We start from the raw sequence: 16,059 nt of genomic DNA on the forward strand, positions 1-16,059 counted from the left end.
GGTAATTAATTGAAACGGCAGCCCCTACCCACCCCCTTTGCTCACGCACTCGCCCCCGGCCTCATTTCGAGGCAATCCCGTAGGGGCGAGTAGGGGGAGGGTAGGGGTTGTTGGTCGTATGGGGCCCCCATAGCGTCATCGAGAAAACGGCTGCGGACAGGTCCGTTGTATGCCAGAGGGTGCGGCACACGTCCTGAACAGGTGACATTTGATGGCGAATGAAGAGACGCTGCGCGACTATCTCAAGTGGGTTTCGGCGGACCTGCATCAGACGCAGCAACGTCTGAAGGACATCGAGGCCGCTGCTCAGGAGCCCATCGCGATCACAGCGATGAGCTGCCGCTTCCCCGGCGGCGTGGGTGGCCCCGAAGATCTGTGGCGACTCCTTTCCGAGGGCAGGGACGCCATTTCAGGCCTCCCCACGGACCGTAACTGGGACCTCGAATCCCTCTACGACCCGGACGCCGCGGGAAAGCAGGGAACGACTTCCACGGCGCACGGCGGCTTCCTGACCGGTGTCGCCGAATTCGACGCCGCATTCTTCGGCATCTCCCCGCGCGAGGCCCTTGCCATGGACCCGCAGCAGCGGCTCCTCCTGGAAACCGCGTGGGAGGCACTCGAACGCGCCGGCATCGACCCGGCGACGGTGCGCGGCAGCCGCACCGGCGTATTCGTCGGCACCAACGGACAGGACTACGCCCCGCTCCTCTTCGAAGCCGAGGAGGACGTCGAGGGCTATGTGAGCACCGGCAACGCCGCCGCCGTCGAGTCCGGCCGCATCGCCTACACCCTCGGCCTCGAAGGCCCCGCCCTCACCGTCGACACGGCCTGCTCCTCCTCCCTGGTCGCCCTGCACCTCGCCGTGCAGGCGCTGCGCCAGGGCGAATGCGGCATGGCCCTCGTCGCGGGCGTCACCGTCATCTCCACCCCCGGCGTCTTCACCGAGTTCAGCCGCCAGCAGGGCCTCGCCGCCGACGGCCGCTGCAAGGCCTTCGCGGACGCGGCCGACGGCACCGGCTGGGGCGAGGGCGTCGGCATGCTCCTCGTCGAGCGCCTCTCCGACGCCCGCCGCGCGGGCCGCCAGGTCCTCGCCGTCGTCCGTGGCTCCGCCGTCAACCAGGACGGCGCCAGCAACGGCCTGACCGCCCCCAACGGCCCGTCCCAGCAGCGCGTCATCATGCAGGCCCTCGCCAACGCCCGCCTGACCGCGGCGGACGTCGACGCCGTCGAGGCCCACGGCACCGGCACCACGCTCGGCGACCCCATCGAGGCCCAGGCCCTCATCGCCACCTACGGCCAGGAGCGCCCCGAAGCCCCGGCAGGCGGCCGCGAGCCGCTGTGGCTCGGCTCCATCAAGTCGAACATCGGCCACACCCAGGCCGCCGCCGGTGTCGCGGGCATCATCAAGATGGTCATGGCGATGCGCGCCGGAGTGCTCCCGCAGACCCTCCACGTCGACGAGCCCACCTCCCAGGTCAACTGGTCCTCCGGCACCGTCGCCCTGCTGACCGAGGCCCAGGAGTGGGCCGAGCGCGAGGACGGCGCGCCGCGCCGCGCGGGCATCTCGTCCTTCGGCGTCAGCGGTACGAACGCGCACGTCATCGTGGAGCAGACGCCGGGCGATGAGACGGGGCCGGGCGAAGCCGAGACCGCCGCCGCGCCGTCCTCTTCGGCCGTGCTGTCGGGCGTCGTGCCGCTGGTCCTCTCGGGCAAGACCGAGGGTGCGATGCGGGACCAGGCCGAGCGGATGCGGGAGCTGCTGCTCGCGCGGGGCGAACTCGAACTGGGCGATGTGGCCTGGTCGTTGGCTGTCGCCCGGTCGCGGTTCGACCAGCGGGCCGTTGTCCTCGGGCGGGACCGGGACGAACTGCTCGCCGGGCTTGAGGCCCTGGCTCAGGACGGTCCGGGCGCGCAGAACGTCGTCAGCGGGCGGGTGCTGGGTGGTTCGGTCCGGCCGGTGTTCGTGTTTCCGGGGCAGGGGTCGCAGTGGGCCGGGATGGCTCGTGAGCTGCTTGATTCCAGTCCGGTGTTCGCGGGGCGGATGCGGGAGTGTGCGGAGGCGCTGTCCGAGTTCGTGGACTGGGATCTGTTCGATGAGTTGAGCGGGGATCGGTTTGACCGGGTGGATGTGGTCCAGCCGGTGTTGTTCGCGGTGATGGTGTCGCTGGCTGCGACCTGGCAGGCGGCGGGTGTTCAGCCTGCTGCTGTGGTGGGTCACAGTCAGGGTGAGATCGCTGCCGCGTGTGTGGCGGGTGCCTTGACCTTGCGGGATGCGGCGCGTGTGGTGGCGCTGCGGAGTCTGGCGATTCGTGAGTTGTCGGGCAAGGGCGGCATGGTGTCCGTACCGCTGCCCGAGGGTGAGGTGCGTGCGCTGATCGCCGCCTGGGGCGGGCGGATCGAGTTGGCCGCTGTGAACGGCCCGGCTCAGGTGGTCGTTTCCGGCGAGCCCGAGGCGCTGGAGGAGCTGGTCGCCCAGTGCGTCGCGCAGGACATCCGCGCCCGCACCATCCCCGTCGACTACGCCTCGCACTCTTCGTACGTGGAGCAGATCGAGGCGCAGATAGCCGAGGCGCTGGCCGGGGTGGCCCCGCAGGTGGCCGAGGTGCCGCTGTTCTCGACGCTCACGGGGGAGTGGCTGGACTCCAACACCCCTATGGATGCTGGGTATTGGTACCGCAACCTGCGTCAGACGGTCCTGTTCGAGCACGCCACCCGAGGCCTCCTGGCCGAGGGCCACGGCCTGTTCCTGGAGATGAGCCCCCACCCGGTCCTGACCGTCCCCGTCCAGGCCACCATCGACGCGACCGACAGCCAGGCCGTCACCCTCGGCTCCCTGCGCCGCGACGAAGGCGGCGCCAACCGCCTCGCCGCGTCCCTCGCCGAAGCCCACGTGCACGGCGCGGAGCTGGACTGGAGCGCCCTCTTCCCCGGCCCCCGCACCACCGTCGACCTCCCCACCTACCCCTTCCAGCGCGAGCGCTACTGGCCGAAGGCCGCGCCCGCCGGAGCCGGTGACGTGGTGTTCGCGGGGCTGCGTGCCGCCGGGCACCCGCTGCTCGGGGCCGCCGTGGCGCTCGCGGACGCGGACGGGTACCTGTTCACCGGGCGCCTTTCGACGCAGACGCACCCGTGGCTCGCGGACCACGCGGTCGACGGGGCGATCCTGCTGCCCGGCACCGCCTACGTCGAACTCGCCCTGCGCGCGGGCGACGAGGTCGGCTGCGGCCACCTCGAAGAGCTGACCCTGGAAGCGCCCCTAGTCGTCCCCGAGCAGGGCGGCGTCCAGCTGCAGATCTCCGTGGGCGGCCCGGACGGCGCCGGGCGGCGCGAGCTGAGCCTGTTCGCGCGCCCGCAGGACGACGCCGACGACACCCCCTGGACACGCCACTTCACCGGCAGCCTGCTGCCGACCGCCCCCGCGGCCACCGAGGCCGCCGCCGACCTGTCCGTGTGGCCGCCCGCGGGGGCCGAGCGCGTCGACGTGTCCGACCTGTACGAGCGACTCACCGCCAACGGGCACGGCTACGGCCCGCTCTTCCAGGGCCTGCGCGCCGCCTGGCGGCAGGGCGACGACGTGTACGCGGAGATCGACCTGCCGCAGGAGGCGCACGCCGACACGGAGTCCTTCGGGCTGCACCCGGCGCTCTTCGACGCCGCCCTGCACGCCATCGGGCTCGGTGACTTCATCGCCCGCACCGACCGCGCGCACCTGCCGTTCGTCTGGTCCGGCGTCACCCTGCACGCCACCGGCGCCACCACGCTCCGCGTGCGCGTCGCCGCCGCCGGGGCGGACACCGTCACCCTGCTGGCCGCCGACGCCACCGGGCAGCCGGTCGTCTCCGTCGGGTCGCTCGCGCTGCGCGCGCTGTCCGAGGAGCAACTGACCGGTTCGGCGCGGCGCGACGCGCTGTTCCAGGTGGAGTGGACGACCCTCGGCACCCCCATGGACGGAGCCGGGCAGCTCGCCGCGGCGGCGCTCCTCGGCGACAGCAGTCCGGACGCGGGCGCCGCCCTGCCCTTCGTACGCCACACGTACGCGGACCTGGCGGCCCTGACCGCCGCGCTCGACGACGGAGCCGAGCAGCCCGCGACGCTGTTCCTGCCGCTCCTGACGGCCACCGACGCGTCCGCCGGGAGTGGCCGAGCGGCCGAACTCGGCGCGGTGCGGGGCCAGTTGGAGCGGGCTCTTGAGGTCGTGCAGGGCTGGCTCGGTGAGGAGCGGTTCGAGGAGTCCCGGCTCGTCGTGGTGACGCGCGGCGCGGTCGCCACCGCCGCCCCGGACCCCGTGGCCGCCGCCGTGTGGGGCCTGCTGCGTTCGGCACAGTCCGAGCACCCGGGCCGCTTCGTCCTCCTGGACCTCGACCCGGACCAGGACGCCGCCACCGGCGCGGGCGAGGCGCTGGTCGCCGCCGCCCTCACGACGGACGAGCCCGAGGTGGCGCTCCGCGACGGCGCCCTGCGCGCGCCGCGCCTGGCCCGCGTACCGCTTGCCGAGACCGACTCCGCCACCGCTGCCGGGACCGACTCCGCGTCCACCGCCGAGACCGGCCCCTGGGGTGACGGCACCGTCCTGATCACCGGTGGCACCGGCACCCTTGGCGCCCTCATGGCCCGCCACCTGGTCGCCCGCCACGGCGTCCGCGACCTGCTCCTCGTCTCCCGCCGCGGTGACGCCGCGCCCGGCGCCGCCGAACTCCGCGAGGACCTGGAGGAGTCGGGGGCCCGCGTGCGCCTCGCCGCCTGCGACACGGCCGACCGCACCGCACTCGCCGCCCTCCTGGACGAGGTCGGCTCCGGCCTCTCCGCCGTCGTGCACGTCGCCGGAGCCCTCGACGACGGCGTCGTCACCGCCCTGACGCCCGAGCGCCTGGACACCGTCCTGCGCCCCAAGGCCGACGCGGCCCTGAACCTGCACGAGCTGACGGCCGGCCTCGACCTGTCCGCGTTCGTGCTGTTCTCCTCCGCCGCCGGTGTCTTCGGCACCCCCGGCCAGGCCAACTACGCGGCCGCCAACGCCTACCTGGACGCGCTCGCCCAGCACCGCCGCGCCCACGGCCTCCCGGCGACCTCCCTCGCCTGGGGCCTGTGGGCCGAGGCCAGCGAGATGACCGCCCACCTCGGAGCGGGCGAACTGGACCGCAGGACGCGTGCCGGAGCGGCCCCCCTCACCTCGGAGGAGGGCCTGGACCTCTTCGACGCCGCGCACGCCGCGAACCACCCCCTGACCGTCCCGGTCCGCCTCGACCTCGCGGGGCTGCGCGCCCAGGCCGCCGCCGGAAGCGGCGTCCCGCCGCTCCTGCGCACCCTGGTCCGCGCACCCCAGCGGCGCACCGCCGCCGCGGACCGACAGGAGGGCTCCGCACTCGCCCAGCGCCTGGCCGCGCTCCCGGAGGCGGACCGCGAGCAGGAAGTCCTCACGCTCGTACGCGGCCACGCCGCCGCCGTCCTCGGCTACCCGTCGGCCGACGCCGTCGCGCCCGACCGCGCCTTCCGCGAAGTCGGCTTCGACTCGCTCACCGCCGTCGAACTGCGCAACCGCCTCACCGCGGCGACCGGCCTGCGCCTGCCCGCCACCCTCGCCTTCGACTACCCGGCCGCCACCGTCCTGGCCCGCCACATCCTCGAAGAGGTCCTGGGCGCCGACGCCACGGCGCCCGCCCAGGGCACCGCACGGCCGACGGCGGCCACGGCCTCGACGGACGACGACCCGATCGTGATCGTGTCGATGAGCTGCCGCTACCCCGGCGGCGTCAGCACCCCCGAGGACCTGTGGCGCCTCACCGCCGACGGCGTCGACGCCATCGGCGACCTGCCCGGCGACCGCGGCTGGGACGTCGACGCGCTCTACGACCCCGACCCGGACAGCGCGGGCTCCTTCTACACGCGCGAAGGCGGCTTCCTCTACGACGCCGCCGACTTCGACCCGGCCTTCTTCGGCATCTCCCCGCGCGAGGGCCTGTCCATCGACCCGCAGCAGCGGCTCCTCCTGGAGACCACCTGGGAGGCGTTCGAGCGGGCGGGCATCGACCCGGCCACCGCGCGCGGCAGCTCGACCGGTGTCTTCGTCGGCGTCATGTACAACGACTACGCCACCCACCTCCTGAGCGCCCCCGGCGGCCTCGACGACCTGGAGGGCTACGTCGGCAACGGCAGCGCCGCGAGCGTCGCTTCGGGCCGCATCTCGTACTCCTTCGGCCTCGAAGGCCCGGCGGTGACGGTGGACACGGCCTGCTCGTCGTCCCTCGTGGCCCTGCACCTGGCCGCGCAGGCCCTGCGCCAGGGCGAGTGCGACATGGCCCTCGCGGGCGGCGTCGCCGTCATGTCGACGCCCGGCACGTTCATCGAGTTCAGCCGCCAGCGCGGCCTCGCCGCCGACGGCCGCTGCAAGTCCTTCGCTGCCGCCGCCGACGGCACCGGCTGGGGCGAGGGCGTCGGCGTGCTCCTCCTGGAGCGCCTGTCCGACGCCCGCCGCAAGGGCCACCGCGTGCTCGCGGTCGTCCGCGGCTCGGCCGTCAACCAGGACGGCGCGAGCAACGGCCTGACGGCGCCCAACGGCCCCGCCCAGCAGCGCGTCATCCGCGCCGCCCTCGCCAACGCGGGCCTCACGACCACGGACGTCGACGCCGTCGAGGCCCACGGCACCGGCACCACCCTCGGCGACCCCATCGAGGCGCAGGCCCTGATCGCCACGTACGGCAAGGACCGCCCGGCCGACCGGCCGCTGTGGCTCGGCTCGCTGAAGTCGAACATCGGGCACACGCAGGCCGCCGCCGGTGTCGCCGGAGTCATCAAGATGGTCATGGCCATGCGCCACGGCATCCTGCCGCAGACCCTGCACGTGGACGAGCCGACCCCCGAGGTCGACTGGTCGGCGGGCGCTGTCGAGCTGCTGACCGAGGCCCGCGAGTGGGCCGAGCGGGACGGCGGCGCGCCGCGCCGCGCCGGTGTGTCGTCGTTCGGCGTCAGCGGGACGAACGCCCACGTCATCGTCGAGCAGGTCCCGACAGCCGACGAGCCGGTCCGGCCGGACGAGACGTCCGACGGCGCCGAGCCGCTCCTCGCCGCGGTGCCGCTGGCCCTGTCGGCGAAGACCCCCGAGGCGCTGCGCGCGCAGGCCGCCCGGCTGCGGGAACGGCTCCTGACCGACACCGGCCTCCAACTGGACGACGTCGTCTGGTCGTTGGCGACGGCGCGGTCCCGTTTCGAGCACCGGGGCGCCGTCGTCGGACGCGACCGGCAGGACTTCCTCGCGGGGCTCGACCGCCTCGCAGAAGGCGACCTCACGGCCGCCGGGGTCGTCACCGGGCGCGCCGAGAGCGCCGGGCGCCCGGTGTTCGTGTTCCCGGGGCAGGGGTCGCAGTGGGCCGGGATGGCGCGCCAACTCCTGGACGAGTCACCGGTGTTCGCGGAGCGGATGCGGGAGTGCGGTGACGCGCTCTCCGAGTTCGTCGAGTGGGATCTGCTCGACGAACTGAGCGGGGACAACTTCGACCAGGTGGATGTGGTCCAGCCGGTCCTGTTCGCCGTGATGGTGTCGCTGGCCGAGGTGTGGCGTGCGGCGGGTGTGGAGCCCGCCGCCGTCGTCGGTCACAGCCAAGGTGAAATCGCTGCGGCCTGCGTGGCGGGTGCGCTGAGCCTGCGTGACGCCGCCCGTGTGGTGGCGCTGCGGAGCCAGGCCATCCGCGAGCTGTCGGGCAAGGGCGGCATGGTGTCCGTACCGCTGCCGGAGCAGGATGTGCGTGAGCTGATCACCGCCTGGGACGACCGCATCTCGGTCGCGGCCGTCAACGGCCCCGCCCAGGTCGTGGTCTCCGGTGAGCCCGACGCGTTGGAGGAACTGGTCGCCCAGTGCGTCTCCCAGGACATCCGCGCCCGCGCCATCCCCGTCGACTACGCCTCGCACTCCGCGTACGTCGAGCAGATCGAGGAGCGGATCGCCGAGGCGCTCGCGGACGTGGCTCCGCGGACGGCGACGGTCCCGCTGTTCTCCACGCTCACGGGCGCCTGGCTGGACGCCGAGACGCCCATGGATGCGGGCTACTGGTACCGCAACCTGCGCCGGACCGTGCTGTTCGAGCACGCGACGCGCGGCCTGCTCGCCGAGGGCTACGGCCTGTTCGTCGAGATGAGCCCGCACCCCGTCCTCACGGTCCCGGTGCAGGCCACGATCGACGCCGCCGACAGCTCCGCGACCACCCTGGGCTCCCTGCGCCGCGACGAGGGCGGCGCCGACCGCCTCGCCGCGTCCCTCGCCGAGGCACACGTGCACGGCGCGCGGCTCGACTGGAAGGCCCTCGTCCCCGGCGCCCGCGTCATCGCGGACCTGCCCACGTACGCCTTCCAGCGCCAGCACTACTGGCCCGACTTCGCCGTCCCCGATGACGCGGCGGCGTCGACCGTGGACGAGGTGGAGTCCCGGTTCTGGGACGCGGTCGAGCGCGAGGACCTGGAGCAACTGGCCGCCGAGTTGGAGATGGCGGACGGCTCCGCCGCCGGGCTCGGCGAGATGCTGCCCGTCCTCTCCTCCTGGCGGCGGCAGCGCCGCGAGCGCTCCACCGTCGACGCCTGGCGCTACCAGGTCACCTGGAAGCCGCTGACCGGCGGCGCCCTGCCGACGTCCGGGCTCTCCGGGCGCTGGCTGGTCGTGCTGCCGGAGAGCGCGACGGAACAGCCGTGGGTCGCCGACACCGTCGAGGCGCTGGAGCGTGCCGGTGCCGAAGCGGTCGAACTGCGCGCATCAGTCGACGAGTTGACGCGCGAGGCGCTGACCGTGCGGCTCGCGGAGGTCGCCTCCGGTGAGCTGTCCGGTGTGGTGTCGCTGCTCGGCCTCGACGAGACCGCGCACGCCGAGCACTCCGGTGTGCCGGTCGGCCTGGCCGGGACCGTGGCGCTCGTGCAGGCCCTCGGCGACGCCGGGATCGGCGCGCGGCTCTGGACGGTCACCCGGGGCGCGGTGTCGACCGGTCGCAGCGACCGGATCGAGAATCCGACACAGGCGCAGCTGTGGGGTCTTGGCCGGGTCGTGGCCCTGGAACACCCGGACCGCTGGGGCGGCCTGATCGACGTCCCGTCGGCGTACGACACCCGCGCGGGCGCCCGCCTCACGGCGGCCCTCGCCGGGCAGGACGAGGACCAACTCGCGGTACGCGGCTCCGGCGTGCTCGTGCGCCGCCTGGTGCGGGCCGAGTCGGCCGAGGCGTCGAAGAAGTGGTCGCCGCGCGGCACGGCGCTGGTCACCGGCGGTACGGGGGCGATCGGCGGGCATGTGGCGCGCTGGCTGGCCCGTGCGGGTGTCGAGCACCTGGTCCTGACGAGCCGTCGTGGACCGGACGCGCCCGGAGCGGCTGAACTCCGCGCCGAACTGGAGGAGTTGGGCGCCGAGGTCACCGTCGCGGCCTGCGACATCGCCGACCGTGACGCGGTCGCCGGGCTCCTGGAGGGCCTGGCCGCCGACGGCCGCACCCTGCGCTCCGTCTTCCACGCGGCGGGCGTCGGCCAGACGCAGCCCCTGGACGGGATGACCGCGACGGACATCGCGGAGGTGTTCGGCGCGAAGACGGCCGGTGCCACGCACCTGGACGAACTCCTCGACGCCGACGCGCTGGACGCGTTCGTGCTGTTCTCGTCCAACTCCGGTGTGTGGGGCGGTGGCGGTCAGGGCGCGTACGCGGCGGCCAACGCCTACCTCGACGCGCTCGCCGAGGCCCGCCGCGCCCGCGGCCTGACCGCGACCAGCGTCGCCTGGGGCCTGTGGGCCGGTGGCGGCATGGCCGGGGACGACGGCGCGGAGCACCTGCGGCGTCGCGGCCTCGCGGCGATGGCGCCGGAGCGCGCGGTGGCTGCCCTCGCGCAGGCGGTCGCGTACGACGAGACGTTCCTGGCCGTCGCCGACGTGGACTGGGAGCGGTTCGCGCCCTCCTTCACGTCGGTGCGGCCGAGCCCCCTCATCGGGGACCTGCCGGAGGTCCGGCACGCGCTCGCCGAGCCCGAGGCCACGTCGGCCGCCGAGAAGAAGGGCGCCACCGGCTCCGAGTGGGCCGACCGGCTCGCGGCCCTGTCGACGGCGGACCAGGAGCGGCTGCTGCTGGACCTGGTGCGCGGGCAGGCGGCCTCGGTACTCGGCTACGCGGGCGCGGAAGCCGTCGAACCCGGGCGCGCCTTCCGCGAGTTGGGCTTCGACTCCCTCACGGCCGTCGAGGTGCGCAACCGCCTCGCCGCCGCGACCGGCCTGAAGCTCCCCACCACCCTCGTCTTCGACTACCCGACGTCGGCCGTCCTCGCGGGCCACCTGCGGGCGCGGCTCGTGGGCGAGCAGGACGCCGGGCGCACCGCCACGGGCGCGGCCATGACCTCGGCCGGTTCTACGGCAGTCGAGGACGACCCGATCGTCATCGTCTCGATGAGCTGCCGCTACCCCGGCGGCGCCACCAGCCCCGACGCCCTCTGGCGCCTCATCGCCGACGGTGCGGACGCGATGTCCGACTTCCCCGGCGGCCGCGGCTGGGACCTGGAGGCCCTCTACGACGCCGACCCCGAGCAGCGCGGCACCAGCTACGCACGCCAGGGCGGATTCCTCCACGAGGCCGACCAGTTCGACCCGGTCTTCTTCGGGATCTCCCCGCGCGAGGCCCTGGCCATGGACCCGCAGCAGCGGCTCCTCCTGGAAACCTCCTGGGAACTCTTCGAGCGCGCGGGCATCAACCCGGCGACGCTGCACGGCAGCCAGGCCGGTGTGTTCGTCGGCGCGTCCTCGCAGGGCTACGGCTCAGGCCTGCGGGAGACCCCCGAAGGCGTCGAGGGCTACCTCCTCGCGGGCGGCGCGACCAGCGTCATCTCCGGCCGCCTGTCGTACGCGTTCGGCCTTGAGGGCCCGGCGGTGACGGTGGACACGGCGTGCTCGTCGTCCCTGGTGGCCCTGCACCTGGCCGCGCAAGCACTGCGCCAGGGTGAGTGCGACCTAGCCCTCGCGGGCGGCGTCACGGTCATGTCCAACCCCGGCGCGTTCATCGAGTTCAGCCGCCAGCGCGGCCTCGCCGCCGACGGCCGCTGCAAGGCGTTCGCCGAGGCGGCCGACGGCACGGGCTGGGGTGAGGGTGTCGGCCTGCTGCTCCTGGAGCGCCTGTCCGACGCCCGCCGCAACGGTCATGAGGTGCTGGCTGTCGTCCGCGGCTCCGCGGTCAACCAGGACGGCGCGAGCAACGGTCTGACCGCGCCGAACGGCCCGTCCCAGCAGCGTGTGATCCGCGCCGCCCTCGCGAACGCGGGCCTGTCCGCCGCCGAGGTGGACGCCGTCGAGGCGCACGGCACGGGCACCACCCTCGGCGACCCGATCGAGGCCCAGGCGCTCCTCGCCACCTACGGCCAGGACCGCCCCGCCGAGCAGCCGCTGTGGCTCGGCTCGGTGAAGTCCAACCTCGGCCACACCCAGTCCGCCGCCGGTGTCGCGGGCATCATCAAGATGGTCCTGGCCATGCGCCACGGGGTACTGCCCCAGACCCTGCACGTGGACGAGCCCAGCTCGCACGTGGACTGGTCGGCGGGGGCTGTCGAGCTGCTGACGGAGGCCCGGGAGTGGGCCGAGCGGGACGGGGGCGTGCCGCGTCGCGCTGGTGTGTCGTCGTTCGGCGTGAGCGGCACCAACGCCCATGTGATCGTGGAGCAGGCGCCGTTGACGGAGCCCGCCGAGGTGACTGGACCGGTGCTCGACGCGCCGCTGACGACGGTCGTGCCGTGGGTGGTGTCGGGTCGCAGCGCTGAGGCGCTGAGGGCGCAGGCCGAGCGGCTGCGGGAGCACGTCGCCGGGCACGAGGGCCTTGAGCCTGTCGGTGTGGGCTGGTCTCTGCTGTCCGGGCGGGCGGCGCTTGAGCACCGGGCGGTTGTGCTCGGTGAGGGACGCGAGGAGTTCCTGGCCGGGCTGGGGGCGATTGCCGCCAGTGGTCCGGGTGTTGTGACCGGTTCAGTGGTCGAGGGCCGTCTTGGGGTCGTGTTCACCGGGCAGGGCAGCCAGCGGGTCGGTATGGGGCGTGAGTTGTACGAGGCGTTCCCTGTGTTCGCCGATGCGCTGGACGAGGTGTGCGCGCACCTGGACGGGCTGCTGGAGCGTCCGTTGAAGGACGTCATGTTCGGTGCGGATGCCGAGTTGTTGGAGCGCACGGAGTACGCGCAGCCCGCGCTGTTCGCCGTCGAGGTGGCGCTCTACCGCCTGGCCGAGTCCTTCGGGGTGCGGCCGGAGGTGGTCGGTGGGCACTCCATCGGTGAGCTGACGGCCGTGTATGTGGCCGGGCTGTGGTCTCTCGAAGATGCGGCTCGACTGGTGGCCGCGCGCGGTCGGTTGATGCAGTCGCTGCCTGAGGGTGGGGCCATGCTGGCCGTGCAGGCGGCCGAGGCCGAGATGCTGCCGTTGCTTGAGGGCTTGGAGGATCGTGTCGGCCTGGCGGCGGTGAATGGGCCGTCGCAGGTGGTGCTTTCCGGTGAGCGGGTCGCGCTGGGGGGCCTGGAGGAGAAGCTTCGTGGTGAGGGTCGCAAGGTGCGGCGGCTGAAGGTGTCCCATGCCTTCCACTCGCCGCTCATGGACCCGGTCCTGGAGGACTTCCGTGCGGTCGCCGAGAAGCTGACGTACCAGGACACCAGCCTTCCGGTCGTGTCGAACCTGACCGGTCAGCTCGCCACCCCGGACGAGCTGAAGGACCCCGACTACTGGGTCCGCCACATCCGCGAGGCCGTCCGCTTCCACGACGGCCTCGCCACCCTCACCGGCCAGGGCGTGTCGAGCCTCTTCGAGCTGGGCCCCGACTCCGTACTGACGGCGATGGCGCACGACACCGTCACGGACCCGGACGCGCAGGCCGGTCTCATCGCGGCCCTGCGCAAGGACCGCCCCGAGCCGGACACGTTCCTGACCGCCCTCGCCAAGGCACACGTGCGCGGAGTCGACGTCGACTGGGCTCCGCTGTACGCCACAGCCGGGACCCGTGTACGTGTGGACCTGCCCACGTACGCCTTCCAGCACCAGGGCTACTGGCTCCGGCAGACCGCGGGGGCGGCCGACGTCGAGTCGGCGGGGCTCGTCTCCGCGGAGCACCCGCTCCTCGGGGCCGGGATGCCGCTGGCCGACACCGACGGCTATGTCTTCACCGGGCGCCTGTCCCTGGCCACGCATCCGTGGCTGGCGGACCACGCCGTCGCCGGGCGCGTGCTGCTTCCGGGCACCGCGTTCGTCGAGCTGGCCGTGTACGCGGGCGGACAGGTCGGCTGCGGGACGCTCGACGAGCTGACGCTCGGGGCCCCGCTGGTACTGCCCGAACAGGGCAGCGTCCAGGTGCAGTTGCGCGTCGAGGCGCCCGACGCCACCGGGCGCAGGCCGCTGAGCCTGCACTCCCGCCCGGAGCCGGGCGCCGCCGCCGAGGGCCTCGCGGCCGACACCTGGACCAAGAACGCCACCGGCACCCTGACCGAGTCCGCACCGGACGCGGCGACGAACGCGACGGCCGCGGTCTCCGCCGACCTGACCACCTGGCCGCCGCGCGACGCGGAGCCGCTGGCGGTCGACGGGCTCTACGGCGACCTGGCCGAGGCGGGCTTCGACTACGGGCCCGTGTTCCAGGGTCTGCGCGGAGCCTGGCTGCGCGGCGACGAGGTGTTCGCCGAAGTCGAGCTGGAGCAGGACGAGCACACGACGGCCGGTTCCTTCGGCCTCCACCCGGCGATCCTCGACGCCGCCCTGCACGCCCGCGCCGCGAGCGCGGTCACGCGGAGCGAAGACGACAAGCCCGCCGCGGGAGGCCTGCCCTTCACCTGGACCGGCGTCACCCTGCACGCCGCCGGGGCCGCCACCGTCCGCGTACGGCTGCGGCCGAACGGCACGGACGGGGTCTCCCTGGAGGTCGCCGACTCCGCCGGCACACCGGTCGCCTCGGTGGCCGCCCTCCTCTTCCGCCCCATGTCGAAGGAGCTCATCGAGCGGATGAGCGGGGCCGACCCGCACGCGGACTCGGTGTTCCGCGTCGAGTGGAAGCGGCAGCCCGCCGCCACCGCCGCCGAGCCGGTGTCCCTGGCGCTGCTCGGCGACGCCGGTACGGTGCCGACGGCGACGTCGTACGCCGATCTGGCTGCGTTGGGCGCGGCCGTGGACGCGGGGGAGGAGCTTCCGGCGGCCGTGGTGTGGTCGCCCGGCGGCTCGCAGACCACCGGACGTGACGGCCTGGCCCGCCCCGAGGACGTCTCCGCGACGCTGTCCGACGCGCTGGGCGTGGTCCAGGGATGGCTGGCCGACGAGCGGTTCGAGACGTCCCGCCTCGTCGTGCTCACGCGGGGTGGGGTGGTGGTCGACAGCGCCGACAGTGCCGACGCGGCCGCGCCTGACCCGGTCGCCGCCGCCGTGTCGGGCCTGGTGCGCTCGGCGCAGTCGGAGCACCCGGGCCGGTTCGTCCTCGCCGACGCCGACCTGGACGCGTACACGGGCGCCGACTCCGCCACCAGCCCGGCCACCGCGTCTCCGCTCGCCGCCGCCCTCGCCTCCGCCGAGCCGGAAGTCGCCCTGCGCGACGGCGAGGTGTGGGTGCCGCGCCTCGCCCGGGCCGCCCTGACCCCGGCCGGGGACGCCCCCACGCCCTGGTCGACGGGCACGGTCCTGGTCACCGGCGCCTTCGGCGGCCTGGGACGGGTCGTCGTGCGGCACCTCGCCGAACGGCACGGCGTCCAGGACCTGCTCCTGGTGTCGCGCCGCGGCCTCGACGCCGCCGGAGCCGTGGAACTCCAGGCCGAACTGGCCGCGTTGGGCACCGGCGTCACCGTCGCCGCCTGCGACGTCGCCGACCGCGACGCCCTGGCCGCCCTCCTCGCGGAGCGGGGCGCGGACCTGTCGGCGGTGGTGCACGTGGCCGGAGTCCTCGACGACGGCGTCGTGACGTCCCTGACGCCCGAGCGCCTGGCGACGGTCCTGCGCCCCAAGGTGGACGCGGCCCTGAACCTGCACGAGCTGACGGCCGACCTGGACCTGTCCGCGTTCGTCCTGTTCTCCTCGGCCTCCGGAGTCTTCGGCGGCCCGGGCCAGGCCAACTACGCGGCCGCCAACGCCTACCTGGACGCGCTCGCCCAGCACCGCAGCGCCCACGGCCTCCCGGCCACGTCGCTCGCCTGGGGCCTGTGGGCCCAGGACAGCGACATGACGGGCACCCTGGCCGACACGGACCTCAAGCGCATGGCACGCGGAGGCGTCCTCGCGCTCGACACCGCACAGGCCCTGTCGCTGCTCGACCTCGCCCCGGCGAGCGAGCACCCGGCCCTCGTACCGATCCGCATCGACACCGCCGCGCTGCGCACCCAGCCGCCGGAGGCCGTCCCCGCCCTGCTCAGCGGCCTCGTCCGGCCCACCGTCCGGCGTGCGCGCTCCGGCACGGACACCGCACCCGCGGCCGCCCGCGCCGAATCCCTCGCGGACCGCCTCGCGGGCCGCCCGGGCGCCGAGCGCGACCGGATCCTGCTCGACCTGGTCCGCACCCACGTGGCGGGAGTGCTCGGCTACGCGTCCCCGAACGCAGTCGAGCTCAGCCGCGGCTTCCTGGAGCTCGGCTTCGACTCCCTCACGGCCGTCGAACTGCGCAACCGCCTGACCGCGGAGACCGAACTCCGGCTGCCCAGCACGCTGATCTTCGACTACCCGAACCCGGCGGCCCTCGCCGAGCACCTGTCGGAGGAACTGCCCACCACGGTCGGCGCACTCCCCGGCGGCCCCGTCGACCCAGGTGACCTGGACGGCGAGCTGGACCGCCTGGAGAGCGTCCTCAAGGCCGTGGGCGACAGCGCGGGCGGCACCGAGAGGGACCGCGTCGCCGACCGGCTCCGCTCCCTCCTCACGGCCTGGGACAGCTCCCGCCCCACCGACCGCGGCACCGTCGCGGACGACGACCGGGAGCGCGAAGACCTCGAAGGCGCCACCGCCGACGAACTCTTCGACCTGCTCGACAACGAACTTCAGACCCCTTCGGAATCACATCCGAACAGCTCAGACACCGGCTCGGACACCGACCGTCCCGGCCGCTTCGAGGAGGCGCTGTAAAT

At 74.0% G+C, this 16,059-nt stretch carries 1 protein-coding gene; it reads left to right on the top strand.

Annotated features, from left to right (window positions below):
- Window positions 1-211 precede the first annotated feature (211 nt).
- The gene (locus tag ACZ6BG_RS33510) at window positions 212-16,057 is read left to right on the top strand and encodes a type I polyketide synthase (protein ID WP_469008475.1); all 15,846 of its coding nucleotides are present in this window, start codon (window positions 212-214) and stop codon (window positions 16,055-16,057) included.
- Window positions 16,058-16,059 lie beyond the last annotated feature (2 nt).

This window comes from Streptomyces sp. NPDC041205, assembly GCF_055591765.1.